Here is a 19,378-nt window from a genome sequence, read left to right as displayed (position 1 = left end):
GCCGGGTTCACCACTGTGTCCGGACGTCAGCCGCCGGCGGGAGGCGTCGTCTGCGTGGGAACGGGGGTGTCGGTCGCGACGGGGGCCGGCGAGTAGCCGGTGGCGACGAGCGAGGACAGCAGACCGTCGAGCCAGTCGGACTGCGAGTCGACGAGCGTGTCGCTCACGGGTGTCTCGGTGGTGGGCAACGAGGCCGGGTCGACGTCGTTGATGATGATGTAGCTGACCTCGCCGGGCAGGGCGTAGAACAGGCGGTCGCGTGCCTGCGTCATGACGTAGCTCTGGTCGTTCCAGCGCTCGCGTTCGGCCTGCTGCGCGTCCACCTTTTTCTGGGTGTCGGCGACACCGGCCTCCAGCGCGGCGATCTGCTGCCGCTGCTCGAGGAAGGTCTTGAGGTTCGGCGCCAGGACGACGACCCCGAGCACGAGGATCCCGAGGAGCAGGACGCTGAACCCGGACAGTCGCAGACTCCGCAACCAGCCGCCGGCGTCCGACTGGCGTGCCGAGGCGGTCCGTGTCGAGCCGGTCCGCGAGCGCGGTGCCGAGGAACCGGCCGACGCGGATCGCGGTGCCTTCGTCGTCGACCGCGGGGCTGTGCCTGCGGAGCGCGCGGGCTTCGCGGTGGCTCCAGTCGGGCGCTTGGACGACGAGGAGGCGCGCTTGGAGGAGGCATCCGCGGAGCTCGATCGGGGCTTCGACGTCGGTCGTTGCTTCGACGAGCCGGAGGACGAGGAGGACGCTGCTCCGCTGCCGGACGGCGTGGGCTTCGACTCGCCGCCGGCCGGCATCGATGGCTTCTTCACAGGCGCCTCCCGCACACGACGAAGGCTCTCAGGGGTGCCGATCGGCACCCCTGAGAGCCTTCAGGTGACGATGCTTAGGCGGTGAACCGGGGGAAGGCGCTGCGGCCGGCGTAGACGGCTGCCTGGCCCAGCTCCTCTTCGATCCTCAGCAACTGATTGTACTTCGCGACCCGCTCGCTGCGCGCAGGCGCACCGGTCTTGATCTGGCCCGCGTTCGTGGCGACCGCGAGGTCGGCGATCGTGGTGTCCTCGGTCTCGCCGGAGCGGTGCGACAGGATCGTCGTGTAGCCGGAGCGCTGCGCGAGGGAGACCGCGTCGAGCGTCTCGGTGAGCGTCCCGATCTGGTTGACCTTGACGAGCAGCGAGTTCGCCGCACCCTTGGCGATGCCGTCGGCGAGACGCTTCGGGTTCGTGACGAACAGGTCGTCGCCGACGATCTGGACCTTGGAGCCCAGCTCGGGGGTGAGGTGGGCGTAGCCTGCCCAGTCGTCCTCGGCCAGCGGGTCCTCGATGGTGATGAGCGGGTAGTTCGCGACGAGGTCGGCGTAGTACGCGGTCATCTCGGTGCTGTTGAGCGCCTTGCCCTCGAACTGGTACGCGCCCTCCTTGTAGAACTCGCTGGAGGCGACGTCGAGGCCGAGCGCGATGTCGGTGCCGACCGTGAAACCGGCCTTCTCGATGGCCTCGACGATGAAGTCGAGGGCCGCACGGTTGTGCTCGAAGTCGGGGGCGAAGCCACCCTCGTCGCCGAGGCCGGTCGCGAAGCCCTTCGACTTCAGCAGGCCCTTGAGCGTGTGGTACGTCTCGGTGCCCCAGCGGAGCGCCTCACGGAAGCTCGGAGCGCCGATCGGGAGGATCATGAACTCCTGGATGTCGACGCCGGTGTCGGCGTGCGAGCCACCGTTGATGATGTTCATCATCGGGACCGGGAGGACGTGGGCGTTGGCGCCGCCGACGTAGCGGTAGAGCGACAGGTCTGCGGAGTCCGCAGCGGCACGGGCGACCGCGAGGCTCGCACCGAGGATCGCGTTCGCGCCCAGGCGGCTCTTGTTCTCGGTGCCGTCGAGCTCGATCATGGTGTGGTCGACGAGGCGCTGGTCGTCCGCCTCGATGCCCTCGAGTGCCGGGCCGATCTCGTCGAGGACGGCGTCGACCGCCTTCTCGACACCCTTGCCGAGGTAACGCGCGGCATCGCCGTCACGCAGCTCGTACGCTTCGAACGCACCGGTCGATGCGCCGGACGGGACTGCTGCACGGCTGACCGTGCCGTCTTCCAGGAGCACCTCGACCTCGACGGTCGGGTTGCCTCGGGAGTCGAGAATTTCGCGAGCGCCTACTGCCTCGATGAGTGCCACTGATGTTCTCCTTGTGGGGATTGGGACGTGGGACGGGTACGACGGCCGCCCGCGCTCAGTCTAGTGACATCGGCTGAACGGGCGCAGAGCCGCGGATCGTCGCCCGAGGCGCGCGGTCAGCGGTCGAGCCGGAAGCTCGACACGATGCCGTGGTGGTCGCTGCCCTCGGCGTCGCCGACGGCGTTGTGGGTCGCGGTCATGCCGCGGACGAAGACGTGGTCGAGTCGCATGAGCGGTGTCCCGGCCGGCCAGGTGAGTCCGAAGCCGCCCTCACTCTGATTGGGCTCCGACACCTCGCTCTGGAGTGCGGCGAGCGCCCGGTCGGAGGCGGAGGCGTTGAAGTCGCCCATGACGACGATCCGATCGCGGGTGTTCGCCGCGACGGTGTCGGCCAACTCCGCGAGCATCACGTCCCGTTCGGCGTGCGCACCCGGACGCGCGGAGTCGGCGTGGATCACGTAGACGCTCACGGCTCCGGACGGGGTGTCGACGACGGCGTTGATCGCCCGGTACCAGTCGAGGCCGAGCTTCAGCCCGACCGAGTCGGCGATCGGATAGCGGCTCCAGAGACCCACCGTCCCCGTGAGCACGGAGTACGGGTACTGCTCGTCGAGCGTCGCGGCGAGCGGTTCGCGGTCGTGGTCCTCGATCTCCTGGAGCGCGATGAGATCCGCCCCACTGGCCTGGAGGGAGGCCGCGATGACCGCGGGATCGCCCTCCGGCCCGAGGTTCTGGCTGGCGACCGTGAGGGAGGCCTCGGCCGGGACCGCCGAACGTGCGTCACCCATGGGGACGACGCCGGGGCCGAACAGGAAGGCCCAGACGAGCGTCGGCGCGAGGAGACCGATGACGGCACCCGGCGTGCGGGCGACGAGGAGGACGAGGAAGAGCACCGGCAGCACGACCCATGTCCACGGCAGGGCGTTGTCCCAGACGAGTCCGAGGCCGAGGATGTCGGGGACGAGGGCGTGGGCGGCCGTCAGCAGGGCGAGCGGGACACCGACGGCCAGCGCGAGCGTGGTCGCCCGGCGCCGTACGAGGCTCACCCGGCGGCGCGTGGGACCGGTCGACTCCGGCGCGCGCCGAGGGCGCGCTGCAGGGGCCATGACGCTCATCGGGGGAACCAGTTCTTCGATCGGGGGCAGAGCGGACGGATCGATCGAGGGAGGCGATCCGGCCGAATGCTCCATCCTGCACCGACGAGCTGGGCAGCGGCTCGGAAGCGCGCCGAGGAGCGCGAAGCGGGTGCGGGAATCGTCAGTCGAGCGCTTTGAACTCGAGCGACTCGAGGGTCGAGTCGGCCGAGACGAACGCGAAGGCTCCGAAGCCGGCTGCCGACACGCGGTCGAGGAGGGCCTTGAGGTTCTTCACGCGGGCTTCGAGGCGCACCCGACGCCCCTGGGCGACGAGCTTGGCCTTCAACGCCACGAGCGTCACGGGAGGCACGTCGCGGTCGTGCACGAGCACGACGGCATCCGCGGCCGCGCCCGCGGGGAGCTCGATGAGGTCGACGATGCGCTCGAAGCCGATCGAGAACCCGACCGCCGGCACGTCCTGGCCGAGGAAACGCCCGATCATGCCGTCGTAGCGACCGCCGCCGCCGAGCGAGTACCCGAGGTCGGGGTGCGCGATCTCGAAGATGGCGCCCGTGTAGTACCCCATGCCCCGCACCAGGAAGGGATCGAACACGAGCGGGTTCGCGAAGGGGTCGGCCGGCTGACCCTGGAGGGACGTGGCCGCGGCGACGGCCTTCCCGAGTGCGTCGAGCTCCGCGACGACGGCGTCGTCGGCACCGAGCGGCAGCGCCTTGCGGATCGCCCGCTCGCCGAAGGTGTTGAACTCCATCGTCTGTGGACGGGAGAAGAAGGCCTCGAGCGCGTCGACGGCGGTGGCGTCGACGCCACGGTCGCGCAGTTCGGCGACCACGCCCTGCTGACCGATCTTGTCGAGCTTGTCGATCGTGATGAGCACCTGCGCGTGCTCGTCGGCAGGGAAGCCCAGCGACTCGAGCATGCCGATGAGGAGTCGGCGGTCGTTGATCCGCACGCTGCAGCCGGTGATGCCGAGCTCGGCGAGGGCCGCGAGGGTCGCGATGATGAGCTCGGTCTCGGCGAGGTTCGACGACTCTCCGATGATGTCGATGTCGCACTGCACGAACTGGCGGTACCGGCCCTGCTGCGGACGTTCGCCGCGCCAGACCGGAGCGATCTGGATCGAACGGAACACCGGCGGGAGCTCAGCCCGGTGCGACGCGTAGAACCGGGCGAGCGGCACGGTGAGGTCGAAGCGCAGGCCGAGGTCGGTGAGTTCGGTCTGGTTGTCCGCCGCGGCCACGATGGCCTCCGGGGTGAGCTTGCGCCGGAGGATGTTGAACGCCATCTTCTCGTTGTCGCCGCCGAGCCCGGAGTGCAGCCGGTCGTACTCCTCGACCACCGGCGTCTCGATCTCGTCGAAACCGTGCGCGGTGAAGACCCGACGGATGGTGCCCAGCGCGTGCTCCCGACGGGCCTTGTCGGCGGGGAGGAAATCGCGCATGCCGCGCGGCGGGTTCACTGGAGCTGCCATGCCTCAATTCTGGCATGGCGGGGAACCGGCACCGTGAGCAGGCGCCCGGCGACCCCTCGCTCAGCCGTCGGTCGGAGACGCCACCGGACGCTCGGCGTCCTGCACTCGCACGCTCAACCGACGGACGGCACCCCGGAGCGCCCGTTCCGCGTCGAGCCCGTTCGCCCGTGCTGCAGCGACCACGGCGAGGAGCTGCTCCCCCAGGGCGTCCTCGTCGTCCACGACATCAGCGTCGACCGTCGGGCCCACCCCGAGCGGCACGGCCCTGCCCAGCACCTTGTCGGCGAGGGCGAGCGACGGCATCCCCTGCGGGATCCCCTCGAGCGCGCTGCTGCGCTTCGCCTTCTCCTCGGCCTTCGCAGCGTTCCAGACGCGCACCACGTCCTCCGGGGTCGGCGCTGCTTCGTCGCCGAACACGTGTGGGTGACGGTGGACCATCTTGCGGGTGACGGCCTCGGCGACGTCGTCGAAGTCGAACGGCGCATCGGCGTCACGGGACGCGATCTCCGCATGGAAGACGACCTGCCACAGCACGTCGCCGAGTTCCTCGACGAGTTCGTCGCGCGTCCCGGCCTCGACCGCTTCGACGAGCTCGTAGCTCTCCTCGATGAGGTACGGCACGAGCATCTCGTGGTCGATGCCCTGCGTCCAGACGCAACGGTCGCGGATCTGCCGCATGGCGTCGACGAGGCGCTCAGCGGAGGTGTCGCCGACGGGCTCGCTGCTCACCGACGGGCTCCCCACGGGCGGCGGTCGTCGGTGCTGCCGGTCTTCGAGATCAGTCGCGCGATCCGGTCGCGCGCTTCGGTGAACGGCGGGTAGACGAGCGACAGCGTGTCCGGGGACAGCGGCTTGGAGAACACCGCCTTCGCGTGACTGAACGTGTCGAAGGAATGGCGACCGTGATACGCGCCCATTCCGCTGGCCCCGACACCGCCGAACGGCAGACCCGGCACGAGGAGGTGCGCGGCCGGCACGCCGAACGCCAACGCGCCCGAGGAGGTGTCGCGCGTGAACCGCTTCCGCGTCGCGCGGTCGTCGCTGAAGACGTAGAGCGCGAGCGGCTTCTCCCCCGCCCGGATGTGCGCGATGGCCTGTTCGAGGCCGGACACGTGGAGGATCGGCAGGATCGGACCGAAGATCTCCTCCTGCATGATCGACGCCGAAGCGTCGACGCCGTTCACGACCGTCGGGGCGATGTACCGCTCCGAGGCGTCGGCCCCTCCGCCCAGGGCCGGTTCGAGACCGTCGAGCAGACCGCTGACCCGGGCGAAGTGCTTGTCGGAGATGATGCGGCCGTAGTCGGCACTGTCGGCGGGGTTAGGGCCGTAGAGCGCCGCGATCGCGTCGCGCAGGTACGGGACGAGCCGATCGGCGACCGAGCGCGTCGCGAGCAGGTAGTCGGGGGCGACACAGGTCTGGCCGGCGTTCATGAGCTTGCCCCAGACGATCCGGCGGGCCGCGTCCGCGAGGTCAACGGTGTCGTCGACGTACACCGGCGACTTCCCGCCGAGTTCCAGGGTGATCGGGGTCAGATGTTCCGCCGCGGCCCGGGCGACGACCTTGCCCACGGCGGATCCACCCGTGTAGAAGATGTGGTCGAACCGCTCGGCGAGGAGGGCGGTGGCGACCTCCGCATCGCCCTCGACCACCGCGACGGCACGGTCGTCGAGGTACTCCGGGAGGAGGCGCGCGAGTGCGGCGCTCGTGGCGGGGGCGAGCTCGCTCGGCTTCAGCAGGACGGCGTCACCCGCGGCGAGCGCCCCGATGACGGGACCGATGCAGAGCTGGACCGGATAGTTCCACGGGCCGATGACGAGGACGACGCCGACCGGTTCCGCCACGACCGAAGCGGACGCCGGAGCGAGGGTGAGTGGCACCGCGACGCGTCGGGGCCGCACCCAGCGCTTCAGGTGCTTCAGCGTGTGATCGATCTCGCCGACGAGGAGGCCGATCTCGGTGATCTGCGCCTCGGTACCGCTCTTGCCCAGGTCGGTCGCCAGCGCCCGCTCGAGCTCGCCGCCCCGTTCGAGGAGCAGTTGCTTCAGCGCACGGAGCTGGCGGAGCCGCCAGGCGACGGGCTTCGTGGTGCCGCGGTCGAAGGTCTGTCGGAGCCGGGCCACGGCGTCGGCCACGACCACCTTCGGCTCCTGCTTCGTCCGGATGCTGGTCGCCATGGGTTCCTCCGACTCGACGGGATCGTGGGCACCAGCATACGTCCGTCCGCAGACCGACGGCCTGGCCCAGCGACCGGCTACCCGATGCCCGGAGCCGCGAGGAAGCGGTCGACGTCCGCCGCGATCTCGCGGGACTTCGTGTGGTGCAGGTAGTGGTCGGCGTCGAGCGGCACGACCTCTCCTCGGTCGACGCTCGCAGCCTGCTCCTCATGGAGCGGCAGCCACCCCTCCACCGTCGGGTTGTCCCGCTGGGCGAAGAGCAGCACCGGGAGGTCTGCCGGGAAGGTCTTCCCCTTCGCCGCTCGGAAGTTCGCCGCGATGCGCGACATCTCGTCCGAGGACGTCGCACTCGAGGTGTTGCGCAGCGAGATCATCCCGAGCTGCTCACGCGTGTGCTGGTCGTACGGCGGATCCGGGTACGGGTCGCCCGACAGCGCCGTGACGACCCGGGTGATGCCGAGTGCCTTCGCCGCACGCAGGGCGTCGACCGGCAGCGCGGCGTCCATGCCCGGCTGATCGGGCACGCTGCTGTCGATGCCGACGAACGCCGTCACCTCGCCGCGGAACCGCTCGACGTAGTCCAGCGCATAGATTCCCGCGATGGAGTGCCCCATCAACACGTACCGGTCGATGCCGAGCCCGGCGACCGCCTCGTGGATCTCGGAGACGATGTTCTCGGTCGTTCGCGGCACGTCGGTCTGGTCGCTCAGCCCGTATCCGAAGGGCTCGACCACGACCACCCGGTACGACGACGAGAGCTCCCCGACGAGCGGCGAGAAGTCGAGCACGGGCGAACCGGTGCCGAAGCCGGGCAGGAGGACGATCGTCTGATCACCCTCCCCCGTGATCGACACGTTCATGCGTTTGCCGTCGACCTCGACCCGCTGCCCGTACTCCTCGATGCGCGTGGCCTCAGAGGCCGATGCGGCGGTGTTGACGATGGTGGTCGTGAGGAGCCCGGCGAGCACGAGCGCGACGAGCGCTGCGATCCCGGTGAGGACGATGCGGAGGAACTTCTTCATCCCTCCACGCTAGGGATGGACGACGACCGTCGGATCGGCCGCGGGTACCGACGCTGTCGTCCCGCGGGCCCATCTGCGGCTGCCCGCTAGGACGACGTCGAGCCCTCCGGCAGCGGGTAGATCGCGTTCAGGAACTGCTGCACCCAGGCGATGAGGTCGGTGTCGGCCAGCGGTTCGTCGCCGACGCGCGGCAACGGCACGATGACGGTATTCGTCTGGGCCAGGTACTTCGCGCCGGGATACATGCGTCGCAGCCGCGTCTGGATGGAGTCGGGGAGGTCGGCGGGCGTGACCCGCAGGTTCGGTCCGACGGCGATGAGGTCGCTGAGTCCCGAGCGCTGCGCACGCTGACGGAGCCGCGACACGGCGATGAGCGTACTCACCTGCGCCGGCGGCTCGCCGTATCGGTCGGCGAGTTCGTCGATCACGAGGTCGATCTGGCCGTCCTTGGCCGCAGGTCCGGACGCGGCCGACAGCTTCTGGTAGGCCTCCAGCCGCAGCCGCTCGCTGTCGACGTACTCCTCGGGGATGTGTGCGTCGACGGGCAGTTCGAGCCGGAGCTCGGTCTGCCCTTCGGCGACGTCGCCACGGAAGGTGGACACGGCCTCGCCGATCATGCGGAGATAGAGGTCGAAGCCGACGCCCGCGATGTGGCCGGCCTGCTCGCCGCCGAGCATGTTGCCCGCGCCGCGGATCTCGAGGTCCTTCAGGGCGACCTGCATGCCGCTGCCGAGCTCGTTGTTCGCCGCGATGGTCGAGAGCCGGTCGTGGGCGGTCTCGGAGAGCGGCTTGTGCTCGTCGTACAGGAAGTACGCGTAGGCGCGCTCGCGACCGCGGCCGACGCGACCCCGCAGCTGGTGCAGCTGGCTCAGGCCGTACTTGTCGGCGCGGTCGATGATGATCGTGTTCGCGTTCGAGATGTCGAGGCCGGTCTCGATGATCGTCGTGCAGACGAGGACGTCGAAACGGCGCTCCCAGAAGTCGACCACGACCTGTTCGAGCGCGGCCTCGCCGAGCTGCCCGTGGGCGATGGCGATGCGCGCCTCGGGGACGAGCTCCGCGAGGTCCGCCGCGACGCGGCTGATGGACGAGACCCGGTTGTGCACGAAGAAGATCTGGCCCTCGCGCAGGAGCTCGCGCCGGATCGCCGCACCGACCTGCTTGCCGTTGTACGGACCGACGAAGGACAGGATCGGGTGGCGGTCCTCCGGTGGTGTCGCGAGGGTGGACATCTCCCGGATGCCGGTGACCGCCATCTCGAGCGTGCGCGGGATCGGGGTCGCGCTCATCGCCAGGATGTCGACGTTCGTCTTCAGCTTCTTGAGGGCGTCCTTGTGCTCGACACCGAACCGCTGCTCCTCATCGATGATGACGAGGCCGAGGTCCTTGAAGTGCACCTTGTCGGTCAGCAGACGGTGCGTCCCGATGATGACGTCGACCGTGCCGTCGGCGAGTCCGGCGAGCGCCTCCCGCGCCTCCTTGTCGGACTGGAACCGGCTGAGCGGCCGCAGGTGCACGGGGAACCCGGCGAACCGCTCCTGGAAGGTCTCGAAGTGCTGCTTGACGAGCAAGGTGGTCGGCACGAGCATCGCGACCTGCTTGCCGTCTTGGACGGCTTTGAACGCGGCACGGACGGCGACCTCGGTCTTCCCGAACCCCACGTCGCCGGAGAGGAGGCGGTCCATCGGGATCTCGCGCTCCATGTCGGCCTTGACCTCGTCGATGGTCTGCAGCTGGTCGGGGGTCTCCGCGAACGGGAACGCCTCCTCGAGCTCGCGCTGCCACGGGGTGTCGGGGCCGAAGGCGTGCCCCTTCGACGCCATGCGCGCCGAGTAGAGCTTGACCAGCTCGACGGCGATGTCGCGGACGGCCTTGCGCGCCTTGCTCTTCGCCTGCGACCAGTCGCTGCCGCCCATCTTGCTGAGCTGCGGAGCCTCGCCGCCCACGTAGCGGGTGAGGAGGTCGAGCTGGTCCGTGGGGACGAGCAGCTTGTCGCCCGGGTAGCCGCGCTTGGAGGGTGCGTACTCGAGCACGAGGTACTCGCGGGTGCTCTTCACCGGGTTGCGTCCACCGCTCGAGACCTCGCGCTGGGTCATCTCGACGAACTTGCCGATGCCGTGGGTCTGGTGCACGACGAAGTCGCCGGACCGGAGCTGCATCGGATCGACGACGTTCTTGCGTCGGGTGGCGAGCTTCTTGACCAGGCGCGAGTCGTACCCGGCGGTGCGTCCGTAGAACTCGGTCTCGCCGAGCAGCATGAGCTTCGACGTCTCCAGCTCGAAGCCGCCCTCGACGTCGGCCTGCAGCAGGTAGGCGACCCCGGGCTCCGGGTCGGCCGGCAGCTCGTCGACCATGCGGGCCGCGATCTCGTGCTCGGCGAGGACGTCCGCCGCGCGCTCGACGAGACCGACCCCGCGGGCGGCGACGATGACCGTCCACCCCTCGCGGATGCGGTCGGCGACGTGTTCGATGGCGCCCTCGACGTTGCCGTGGAAGCTCGGCACGGTCTCGCCGTCGACCGTGACGGTGAGGAGCTCGTCGAGTTCGAGGTGCTCCGGGAGCGTCTCGACGTCGGGGCCGGCGCGGAAGCCGCTGAACGTCCACCACGGGTGGTCGGGCGCCGGCTGGCCAGGAGCGCTGAAGGTGACGGACTCCTTCAGGGCGCCCAGCGAGATGAAGTCGCCGGAGGCGAGGTCGATCGGCGCGTTCGCACCGACGGTCGCGGCGCTCCATGCGGCGGCGAGGAACTCGCGGTTCGTCTCGGCGAGGCTGATCGACCTCGTGACGACGCGCTCCGGCGAGACGACGGCGACGGCCGCTCCATCCGGCAGGTAATGGGTGATCGGGACGAGGCGGTCGACGAGGGCCGGGGAGAGCGACTCCATGCCCTCCACCGCGATGCCCTCCGCGATCTTCTCGAGGATCCCGGTGAGGCTCGGGAACTCGTGCTGCATCTCCGCGGCGCGCTGCCGGACGGCCGGGCTGAGGAGCAGCTCACGGGACGGCGGCAGGCGGATCGCGTCGACCGGCTCGGGCAGCGAACGCTGGTCGGCGACCGAGAACGCCCGGATGCCGTCGACCTCGTCGCCGAAGAACTCGACCCGGTACGGGTGGTCGGCGACCGGCGGGAAGACGTCGAGGATGCCACCGCGCAACGCGAACTCACCACGCCGCGACACCATGTCGACCCGGGTGTACGCGAGTTCGACGAGTCGCAGCGCGATCGCGGCGAGGTCGTGTCCGCGACCGCCCTGGACGAGTTCGATCGGAGCGGTCTCGGTGAGGTTGTCGGCCACGGGCTGCAGCGCGGCGCGCACCGACGCGACGAGGAGGAACGGCCGCTCCCCCGTCCACGCGCCGAGCCGCCGCAGCGCCTCCAGGCGTCGGCCGACGATCTCGGCGCTCGGGCTGAGGCGCTCGTGTGGCAGGGTCTCCCAGGCCGGGAACTCGACGATCTCGGCCTCGGGCATGAGGTCGCTGAGCGCGGAGCGGAGCCGCTCGGAGTCGCGGCCGGTCGCGGTGACGACGAGGGCCGCCTGGGCGGCACCCTGCCGACCACGCTCGTCCATGAGCGCCGCGAGGAGCGGTGCACGCAGCCCGTCGATCACGGAGAAGTCCGCGCTCTTGCCCGCGTACGCGAGGGCATCGTCGATCGTTGCGGCGCGCCGAAGCGCGTGAGTCAAACCCTGAAGCGTCACCGGGACAGCCTACGCCGAGCCACCGACACCCATGACCCCATCGCCCACTGGCCACCGCTGTCAATCGGCTGCGGACGACGCGTCACGCGGCATCCTCGCGGGCCGGACGCGTCATGATTGACCCATGACGAGCACGGAGCCCCGGTCAGACCGACACCCCGAACGGACCGGCGGCTTCCCGCTCCCCCCGATCCGCCAACCGATCCGCCGGATCGGAGCGCGGACGTTCGACTTCTCGAAGCAGGTCGCGGTCATGGCGATCATCAACCGCACCCCGGACTCCTTCTTCGACCAGGGCGCGACGTTCTCACTGGACCGAGCCGTCGACGCCGCCGTGACCGCCGCAGAACAGGGCGCCGACTGGGTCGACATCGGCGGAGCCAAGTTCGCCCCCGGGCCGGAGATCCCCACCGCCGAGGAGATCGACCGCGTGCTCCCCGTCGTGGAGGCGCTCGCCGCACGGAGCGACGTCGTCATCTCCGTCGACACCTTCCGCCCCGAGGTGGCGGCGGCCTGCATCGCGGCGGGCGCCTCCGTCATCAACGACACGACGGGGATCCACGACCCGGCGCTCGCGGACGTCGTCGCCGCGAGCGAGGCCACCCTCGTCATCACGCACAGTCTGGCCAGACCGAGGCAGCCGCATCCCCGCCCCCATTACGACGACGTCGCCGGTGAGGTCGCCGCCTTCCTGGCGGCCCGCGTCGACCTCGCGCTCTCGCACGGCGTCCCCGAGTCACGGCTCATCGTGGACCCCGGGCACGACCTCAACAAGAACACCGTGCAGACGCTCGAACTCACCCGACGGTTCGACGAGATCGCCGCGCTCGGGCTGCCGACGCTCGCCGCGGTCTCCAACAAGGACTTCATCGGCGAGTCCCTCGACCGCCCGAAGTCGGAACGTCTCGAGGGGTCACTGGTGTCCGCTGCGGCGTGCATCCTCCTCGGCGCCCGCATCGTGCGGATGCACGCCGTGCCCGAGTCGATCGCGGCCGTGCGGATGACCGAGGCGATCCTCGGCTTCCGCGCACCGGTGGCGCCTGTCCACAACGTCTGATCCGGAACCCTCGAGGAGTCGCATGAGCATCCCCAGCATCACGAGCCTGGTCCCCGCGCAGGACCGACCGCTGTCGGTCGACGAACTCGTGGCGGCGTACACCGTCGAGGACCGATCCGCCACGACCGTCCGCGTGAACTTCGTGACGAGCCTGGACGGTGGGGCGACCGTCGACGGCGTCTCCGGCGGGCTCGGCGACCCGGCCGACAAGACCGTGTTCGACATCCTGCGTCGACTCGCGGACGTCGTGCTCGTCGGTGCCGGGACCGTGCGCGACGAGGGCTACGGTGCCATGCGGCTCGATGTCGACGCCGCGGCGTGGCGCGACGACCACGACCTCCCCCTGCACCCGGTGTTCGCGATCGTGTCGGGCTCGCTCGACCTCGATCTGCGCTCGGAGGTCTTCACCCAGGCACCGGTCCGGCCGCTCGTCGTGACGACCGACCGCGCCGACCCCGCGAAGCGCGCGGCACTCGAGGCGGTCGCCGACGTGGTGGCGTGCGGCGACGAACACGTCGAACCGGCGCGTGTCGTCCAGGCGCTCTCCGACCGCGGCCTGCGGCAGATCCTGTGCGAGGGTGGTCCGGCACTCTTCGGCTCGTTCATCGCCGCTGACGCCGTCGACGAACTCTGTCTGACGATCAGTCCGGCGCTCGTCGGCGGGGAGAGTGTCCGGGTCTCCGCCGGTCCCGCGTCCGAGGCTCCGCGACCGATGCGGTTGCAGCACCTCCTGCGATCGAATGACCTCCTGATCTCGCGGTACGTGCGCGCCTGAGCCGTCGGCTCCCATTTCATCGGACTTCCATCCCTCGATCGTCTGATATCCCAGAAGACCAGTACTGCTACGCTGGCGGCCTCCCCCATCCGATGATTTCTTGGGATGCTGCATGCGCGTTTCGACCAGCCCACTCCGTCCGATCCTGACCACGACACTCGTCCTGGCGGTCGGTTGGACCCTCTCGATGATCCAACCGGCACCGGCAGGAGCGACGGCCTTCGAGCCACCGACTGACGCAGCAGGCACTCCACGCGGTGAGGTCTTCCACGAGGACTTCGAACGCGCACCCGACACCGGCACGCCCATGTCGGTCCGCGATTACCTGGGCCGTTCGGACCTCCGGTTCGACGCCGACGACTTCTGGACGGACCGAGCGGCATGCAACGGCTTCATCCTGTCCGCCTCCATGACGGGCGCCGAGCCCGGCGACTGCCTGGACGTTCCGAGCGCCCTGGCGCACGTCCGAGCCCTCGCCGGGGTGCTGGGTATCCTCAACGGCACCGATCCGGGGACCAATTCCGCCGTTGCGGCCTATACCCAGACGACCGGTCCAGACGGCGGGGTCGAACTGGAGACGACCACACTGGTCCCACTCGCGACCGGTTCCGGCCGCTTCCTGACCGCCTCCGTGAACGTCGCATCCCTGAACTGCTTCGCAACGGTCCCGACCGCGCTGCAGCTCGCGCTGCGGACCCCCGACGGCGTCGAACACCCGGTGTCCGAGCAGGCGATCGACCCGTGCACGGATGACCGTGCCGATTCGTTCAGCCACGGCGGCGTCTCCGCTCGAGCCGGGCACTTCACCGCGGATGCCTCGATGCTGGTGGACGCGGCAGCGATCGGTGTCGTCATGCGCAACGAGCATGGCGGTGGATTCGGGAACGATCACGCTTTCGACGATCTGAGCATCATCGACGTGACCCCGACCCTCGATGTCGAGCTGTCGCAGGACACTGCTGTCGTCGGTGAGACGATCCGTCTCCGCTTCGTCGTGCGCAACACCCCGGAACTCGCCGCGAAGGCCGGTTGGTCCGTGCGGACGGCCTTGCCCGGTGGACTCGCGGTCGCCGCCGATCCGCGAGTGACCGCGAGCTGCTCGGCGGAGGTGACCGCTCCGGCGTCCGGGGCCGACATCGCGTTCACCGGCGACCTCGCGGCGGGCGAGGAGTCCTGCACGATCGAGGTCGACGCCACACCGGTCGCTCGCGGCGCACTGACCGTCGCCGTGGCGGGTGATGCGGTCCGCGGGCTCGACCTCGGCTCGCAGCCGGCCCTGACCGCCATCGACCGGGTCGCGATCGAGAGCCCGGCATCCGTCACCCTCGTGGAGTCCTCGCGACCGACCTCTGCCGGTACGGGCGAGCCGGGCGCCGACATCACCGTGCGCGACGGCGAGGGCCAGACCCTGTGTGAGACCACCGTGGACCCGTCCGGCCACTGGAGTTGCGTGAACACCGTGACCGTCGAGTCCGGCAAGGCCATCGTCCGCGTGGAACAGATCGCCTCCGGGCTCAGCAGCACGGACGAGACCACCTACCGCGTGCTCGTCCCCGCGCTGGCCGTGGAGGGCACCGTCCGCCTCGAGATCCAGGGTGCCGATGGATCGTGGGTTCCGGTCGGGGGCGAGACCGTCACGACCGACCCCGGTGACCGCTTGCGCGTCATCGCGACTGTCACCAACACCGGCGAGAACGCGCTGGGCGACATCACCCTCGCGGAGACGCCGGACACCCGCCTCACCTGCAGCAGCGAGCTCATCGAGCCTGGTGCCTCGACGGTCTGCACCAGCACCGAGCCGCTCGTCCTGACACCCACCGCGCTCGACGTCGGCTCGTTCGCCCACACGTTCGAGGCGGTCCTGACCGGATACTCGCGCGCATCGGACCACGCCGCCACCGGGTCGGTGACCTCGGCCGACCCCGGTCGCCTGCCGCTCCCGGACGCACCCCGTGTCTCGACAGGGGCGCTCCACACCTCGCTCGGCATCGTGTGGCGGGTCGCGCCGCTCGAACCGCAGGCGCCGTTGGTCCGGACGGGAGCCGAGATCCCGCTCTCCATCGCGCTGCTCATCAGCGGACTGCTCCTGGTGGGCGCGGTGCTCGTCGGCGCCGGTGCGCGCCATGCCCGACGCGTCCGCTCACCGCTCGGCTGAGCGGGCGTCAGGCGCCGTGGAACCGGGTCTGTGCAGCCAACAGGCCCTCGTTCACGAGGAGCTCGACCGCATCGGCCGCGTCGGAGACCAGCATGGGAAGCTGCTCCCGCTCGGTTCCCGCGAAGTCCTTGAGGACGAAGTCGGCGGCGTCCTGACGACCCGGCGGCCTCCCGATACCGACGCGGACGCGCAGGAACTCGGGGGTCTTCAGCGCTGAGGCGATGTCGCGGATGCCGTTGTGCCCACCGTGCCCGCCGCCCTGCTTGAGCTTGATCGAGTCGAACGGGATGTCGAGCTCGTCGTGGACGGCGATGACGTGGTCGGGGTCGACGGAGAAGAACTGGGCGAGCGCTGCGGTGGGGCCGCCGGAGAGGTTCATGTAGCTGTTGGGCTTGCCGAGGACGAGCTTCGGGCCGCCCGGCACGAGCCGCCCCTCGGCCACGCGCGCGTTGCCCTTGTGGGTCTTGAAGGTTCCGCCGATGCGCTTCGCGAGCTCGTCGAGGACCATCTGCCCGACGTTGTGCCGGTTGCGGGCATACTGCTCGCCCGGGTTCCCGAGCCCGACGATGAGCCACGTGTCTGCAGCCATGCTGCCTTCCTGATCGAACGCCTCGGCCCGACCGGTGAGACCGGCCAGAAACCGAGCGAACCTGCCGCCTGCCATGCACCGAGACTATCGGGGCGGGCGGGCGACAGGTTCGTCTGCTGGAGTGGTGACTACTCCGCGGCCTCGGCTGCGGTCTCCTCGGCGGCGGCCTCAGCGGCCTCCGTCTCCTCGTCCGCCGGAGCGGCCGGGACGGTGATCGCCACGATGAGTACGTCGGCCTCGGTGATGAGCGAAGCGCCCTTCGGGAGCTCGAGGTCGCCGGCCAGGATCTGGGCGCCCTCTTCGAGGCCCTCGACGCTGACGGTGACGCGCTCGGGGATGTGGGTCGCCTCGACCTCGAGGCTCACCGTGGTGGCGTCCTGGTTGAGGATGGTGCCGGCGGCGGACTCGCCCTCGATGGTCACGGGGATGTCGACCTGGACCTTCTCGCCCTTCTTGACCACGATGAGGTCGAGGTGCTCGATGATCTGGCGCACGGGGTCCTTCTGGACGTCCTTGACCAGCGCGAGCTGGCCCTTGCCGGCGATGTCGAGCTCGAGCACCGCGTTGGACTTGCGGAGGATGAGCAGCATCTGGTGGCCGGGCAGCGAGACGTGCACGGGCTCGGTGCCGTGGCCGTAGAGCACGGCCGGGATCTTGCCGAGGGCACGGAGCTTGCGGGCTGCGCCCTTGCCGAACGATTCGCGGAGTTCCGCGGTGACCTTCAGGTCATCGGACATGATGTTCTCCTCACGGGTCTTGCACCCGGTTGGTCGTGCCGCGACGATGCGCGGCGGAATGGATGAGTCAACTCGAACGCGTATCTGCGTGAGGAAAAGCCGGAAGCCAGACCACCGCGTCGATCACGGAAGCTGCCACGGGCCGCTTCCCTCGCCGAAGTTCAGTGGGAGAGTCTATCGCACCGCGATGATGCCCGCGACCGCCTCGTCCACGATCTCGTCGACGGTGGCGTCGACGTCCACCACGAAGCCCGGTTCGTCGGCGTCCAGGTCCTCGAGGAGTGCGAACTGCGAGTCGAGGAGCGACGGCGGCATGAAGTGACCGCTCCTGCCCTCCATCCGGCGACCGAGCACCTCGCGCGAGCCGTGCAGGAGCACGAACCGCACCCCGGGCGCCTCCGCGAGGATCGCCTCCCGGTAGGCCCGTCGGAGTGCGGAGCAGGCCATCACGAGCCCGGTGTCCGAGGCGTCGGCGAGCGCTTTGCCGACGAGGGCCAGCCAGGGCCAGCGGTCGGGGTCCTCGAGCGGCGTTCCGGCGGCCATCTTGCGCACGTTCTCGAGCGGGTGCAGGGCGTCGGCGTCGGCGAAGGGCACCCCGAGCCGGTCGGCGATCAGCACTCCGGTCGTGCTCTTCCCGGACCCGGACACGCCCATGACGACGACGAGCGGTGCATTCACACGGAACCCCCTGTGGTCTCCGGCCGACGGCCGGGCGGCCGGCTCGCCCGACCCGCACAGCACGATACCGGACACCTCCGCACGGTCCGCTCGGACCTCACCTGCACGCGGGGTCATTGAGAGGTGGAGCGACACCTCCCTTTGCTACGGTTGCAGGACGGGCCGTGCCCGGATCGACGAGGGTGTCGCCGCTGTCCTGCAGCCGCCCCGTCGACTCCTGAGCACTCGGAACGCTTCCCGCATCACCCACTCTGAAGGAGAACCACATGGTGAACACCGCCGAAGCTCGCGCCAACATCGGCGTCGTCGGTCTGGCCGTCATGGGCAGCAACCTCGCACGCAACCTGGCGAGCCGCGAGGGCAACACGGTCGCCGTGTACAACCGCTCCCCCGAACGCACCGACCTGCTCGTGAGCGAGCACCCCGAGGCCGGCTTCGTCGCGTCGAAGACCATCGAGGAGTTCGCCGCGTCGCTCTCGAAGCCACGTACCGCGATCATCATGGTGCAGGCGGGTAAGGGCACCGACGCCGTCATCCAGCAGCTCACCGAGGTCTTCGAGCCCGGCGACATCATCGTCGACGGCGGCAACGCACTCTTCACCGACACCATCCGCCGCGAGAAGGCCGTCCGCGAGACCGGCATCAACTTCGTCGGCGCCGGTATCTCCGGCGGCGAGGAGGGCGCCCTCAAGGGACCGTCGATCATGCCGGGCGGCTCCGCCGAAGCGTGGGAGACCCTCGGCCCCATCCTCAAGTCGATCGCCGCGATCGCAGAGGGTGAGCCCTGCGTCACCCACGTCGGCACCGACGGCGCCGGCCACTTCGTCAAGATGATCCACAACGGCATCGAGTACGCGGACATGCAGCTCATCGCCGAGGCCTACGACCTCATCCGTCGCGGCACCGGCAAGTCGCCGGCAGAGATCGCGGAGATCTTCGCCGAGTGGAACCGCGGCACGCTCGAGAGCTACCTGATCGAGATCACCGCCGAGGTCCTCAAGCAGGTCGACGCGAAGACCGGGCAGCCGCTCGTCGACGTCATCCTCGACCAGGCCGGCGCCAAGGGCACCGGCGCGTGGACCGTGCAGACGGCACTCGATCTCGGCATCCCGGTGTCGGGCATCGCAGAGGCCGTGTTCGCCCGTTCGCTGTCGTCGAAGCCGGCGCAGCGCGCAGCGGCCCGCGAACTCGCCGGTCCCTCCGAGGAGTGGACCGTCGCCGACCCCGACCAGTTCGTCGAGGACGTGCGCCAGGCGCTCTACGCGTCGAAGATCATCGCCTACTCGCAGGGCTTCGACGAGATCGTCGCCGGTGCCGAGCAGTACGGCTGGGACATCAAGAAGGGCGAGATCGCGAAGATCTGGCGCGGCGGCTGCATCATCCGTGCGCAGTTCCTCAACCGCATCACCGAGGCCTACGAGGAGAACCCCGAGCTGGTCGCCCTCGTGACGGCGCCCTACTTCAGCGACGCCGTCGCTGAGGCGCAGGACAGCTGGCGCCGCGTGGTCGTCGCGGCCGCCCAGGCGGGCATCCCCTCGCCGGCGTTCTCGTCGTCGCTGTCGTACTACGACGGCCTCCGCGCCGAGCGTCTGCCCGCAGCGCTCGTCCAGGGCCAGCGCGACTTCTTCGGCGCGCACACCTACAAGCGCGTCGACCTCGACGGCACGTTCCACACCCTCTGGTCGGGCGACCGCAGTGAGGTCGAGCAGGCGGGCTCGAGCCACTAACCCACGGCCTGCAGACGCAGACCGCCCGGTCCGAGTTCGG

At 69.9% G+C, this 19,378-nt stretch carries 16 protein-coding genes; 5 read left to right on the top strand and 11 right to left on the bottom strand.

The window, feature by feature from the left end; translation table 11 throughout:
• Window positions 1-26: 26 nt before the first annotated feature.
• Window positions 27-476 (bottom strand): septum formation initiator family protein, encoded by a 450-nt coding sequence (locus tag IFR14_RS08005; protein WP_161578538.1) that lies wholly within the window; start codon window positions 474-476, stop codon window positions 27-29.
• Window positions 477-639: 163 nt separating this feature from the next.
• Between IFR14_RS08005 and IFR14_RS08000 the strand changes: the two genes are divergently transcribed.
• Entirely contained in the window at window positions 640-888 is a 249-nt protein-coding gene (locus IFR14_RS08000) for a hypothetical protein (RefSeq protein ID WP_161578539.1), read from the top strand.
• Here the strand turns inward: IFR14_RS08000 and eno are convergent.
• The 7 genes from eno to mfd form a co-directional block, all read right to left on the bottom strand.
• Window positions 878-2,158, bottom strand: a complete 1,281-nt coding sequence (gene eno / locus IFR14_RS07995) for a phosphopyruvate hydratase (RefSeq protein ID WP_085510462.1) — start codon at window positions 2,156-2,158, stop codon at window positions 878-880. The two genes, IFR14_RS08000 and eno, sit on opposite strands and share 11 nt — an antisense overlap.
• Window positions 2,159-2,274: 116 nt before the next feature.
• Window positions 2,275-3,204 carry an endonuclease/exonuclease/phosphatase family protein gene (locus IFR14_RS07990; RefSeq protein WP_137242003.1) on the bottom strand — a complete coding sequence of 310 codons (930 nt, stop codon included), beginning with the start codon at window positions 3,202-3,204 and terminating at the stop codon, window positions 2,275-2,277.
• Window positions 3,205-3,415: 211 nt separating this feature from the next.
• On the bottom strand, window positions 3,416-4,723 hold the full coding sequence (gene hisS, locus IFR14_RS07985) for a histidine--tRNA ligase (RefSeq protein ID WP_191940748.1): 1,308 nt from the start codon (window positions 4,721-4,723) through the stop codon (window positions 3,416-3,418).
• Between the two features lie 60 nt (window positions 4,724-4,783).
• On the bottom strand, window positions 4,784-5,452 hold the full coding sequence (locus tag IFR14_RS07980; RefSeq protein ID WP_229938703.1) for a MazG family protein: 669 nt from the start codon (window positions 5,450-5,452) through the stop codon (window positions 4,784-4,786).
• Window positions 5,449-6,900, bottom strand: coding sequence for an aldehyde dehydrogenase family protein (locus tag IFR14_RS07975; RefSeq protein WP_191940747.1), 1,452 nt, complete (start codon window positions 6,898-6,900; stop codon window positions 5,449-5,451). The genes IFR14_RS07980 and IFR14_RS07975 overlap by 4 nt, the downstream gene beginning before the upstream one ends.
• A gap of 77 nt (window positions 6,901-6,977) precedes the next feature.
• Entirely contained in the window at window positions 6,978-7,922 is a 945-nt protein-coding gene (locus tag IFR14_RS07970; protein ID WP_191940746.1) for an alpha/beta fold hydrolase, read from the bottom strand.
• Window positions 7,923-8,008: 86 nt separating this feature from the next.
• Complete coding sequence (mfd, locus tag IFR14_RS07965; RefSeq protein ID WP_191940745.1) at window positions 8,009-11,620, bottom strand: transcription-repair coupling factor; 3,612 nt, start codon at window positions 11,618-11,620, stop codon at window positions 8,009-8,011.
• 124 nt (window positions 11,621-11,744) lie between these two features.
• Between mfd and folP the strand changes: the two genes are divergently transcribed.
• From folP to IFR14_RS07950, 3 genes are all read left to right on the top strand, one after another.
• Window positions 11,745-12,677, top strand: coding sequence for a dihydropteroate synthase (gene folP / locus IFR14_RS07960; RefSeq protein ID WP_137242007.1), 933 nt, complete (start codon window positions 11,745-11,747; stop codon window positions 12,675-12,677).
• Between the two features lie 22 nt (window positions 12,678-12,699).
• A complete protein-coding gene (locus IFR14_RS07955) occupies window positions 12,700-13,452 on the top strand; it encodes a pyrimidine reductase family protein (protein ID WP_191940744.1) in 753 nt (250 codons plus the stop codon).
• A 112-nt stretch (window positions 13,453-13,564) separates the two neighbouring features.
• Window positions 13,565-15,607 (top strand): DUF7933 domain-containing protein, encoded by a 2,043-nt coding sequence (locus IFR14_RS07950; protein WP_191940743.1) that lies wholly within the window; start codon window positions 13,565-13,567, stop codon window positions 15,605-15,607.
• 7 nt (window positions 15,608-15,614) lie between these two features.
• Here IFR14_RS07950 and pth read toward each other — a convergent pair whose 3' ends face one another.
• From pth to IFR14_RS07935, 3 genes are all read right to left on the bottom strand, one after another.
• Entirely contained in the window at window positions 15,615-16,196 is a 582-nt protein-coding gene (gene pth / locus IFR14_RS07945) for an aminoacyl-tRNA hydrolase (RefSeq protein WP_086473844.1), read from the bottom strand.
• Window positions 16,197-16,324: 128 nt separating this feature from the next.
• Window positions 16,325-16,933: a 50S ribosomal protein L25/general stress protein Ctc gene (locus tag IFR14_RS07940; protein WP_079705465.1), complete on the bottom strand. Its 609-nt coding sequence runs from the start codon at window positions 16,931-16,933 to the stop codon at window positions 16,325-16,327.
• A 174-nt stretch (window positions 16,934-17,107) separates the two neighbouring features.
• The gene (locus tag IFR14_RS07935) at window positions 17,108-17,611 is read right to left on the bottom strand and encodes a gluconokinase (RefSeq protein ID WP_342365665.1); all 504 of its coding nucleotides are present in this window, start codon (window positions 17,609-17,611) and stop codon (window positions 17,108-17,110) included.
• A 266-nt stretch (window positions 17,612-17,877) separates the two neighbouring features.
• Here IFR14_RS07935 and gndA point away from each other — a divergent pair, with 266 nt between their 5' ends.
• Window positions 17,878-19,338, top strand: coding sequence for an NADP-dependent phosphogluconate dehydrogenase (gene gndA / locus IFR14_RS07930; RefSeq protein ID WP_079001993.1), 1,461 nt, complete (start codon window positions 17,878-17,880; stop codon window positions 19,336-19,338).
• The last annotated feature ends 40 nt before the right edge of the window (window positions 19,339-19,378 follow it).

The sequence above is a fragment of the Plantibacter sp. CFBP 8775 genome, assembly GCF_014839505.1.
Lineage (GTDB): Bacteria > Actinomycetota > Actinomycetes > Actinomycetales > Microbacteriaceae > Plantibacter > Plantibacter auratus.
The sequence above is the reverse complement of the archived record's forward strand: the minus strand, read 5'-3'. Positions and strand labels throughout refer to the sequence as shown.

Excerpts from the sequence above, each read along its gene's own strand:
- IFR14_RS07940 (WP_079705465.1), bottom strand. The coding sequence starts at position 16,933 with ATGTCCGATGACCTGAAGGTCACCGCGGAACTCCGCGAATCGTTCGGC.
- IFR14_RS07970 (WP_191940746.1), bottom strand. The coding sequence starts at position 7,922 with ATGAAGAAGTTCCTCCGCATCGTCCTCACCGGGATCGCAGCGCTCGTC.
- folP (WP_137242007.1), top strand. The coding sequence starts at position 11,745 with ATGACGAGCACGGAGCCCCGGTCAGACCGACACCCCGAACGGACCGGC.
- hisS (WP_191940748.1), bottom strand. The coding sequence starts at position 4,723 with ATGGCAGCTCCAGTGAACCCGCCGCGCGGCATGCGCGATTTCCTCCCC.
- IFR14_RS07975 (WP_191940747.1), bottom strand. The coding sequence starts at position 6,900 with ATGGCGACCAGCATCCGGACGAAGCAGGAGCCGAAGGTGGTCGTGGCC.
- IFR14_RS07950 (WP_191940743.1), top strand. The coding sequence starts at position 13,565 with ATGCGCGTTTCGACCAGCCCACTCCGTCCGATCCTGACCACGACACTC.
- gndA (WP_079001993.1), top strand. The coding sequence starts at position 17,878 with ATGGTGAACACCGCCGAAGCTCGCGCCAACATCGGCGTCGTCGGTCTG.
- pth (WP_086473844.1), bottom strand. The coding sequence starts at position 16,196 with ATGGCTGCAGACACGTGGCTCATCGTCGGGCTCGGGAACCCGGGCGAG.
- IFR14_RS07955 (WP_191940744.1), top strand. The coding sequence starts at position 12,700 with ATGAGCATCCCCAGCATCACGAGCCTGGTCCCCGCGCAGGACCGACCG.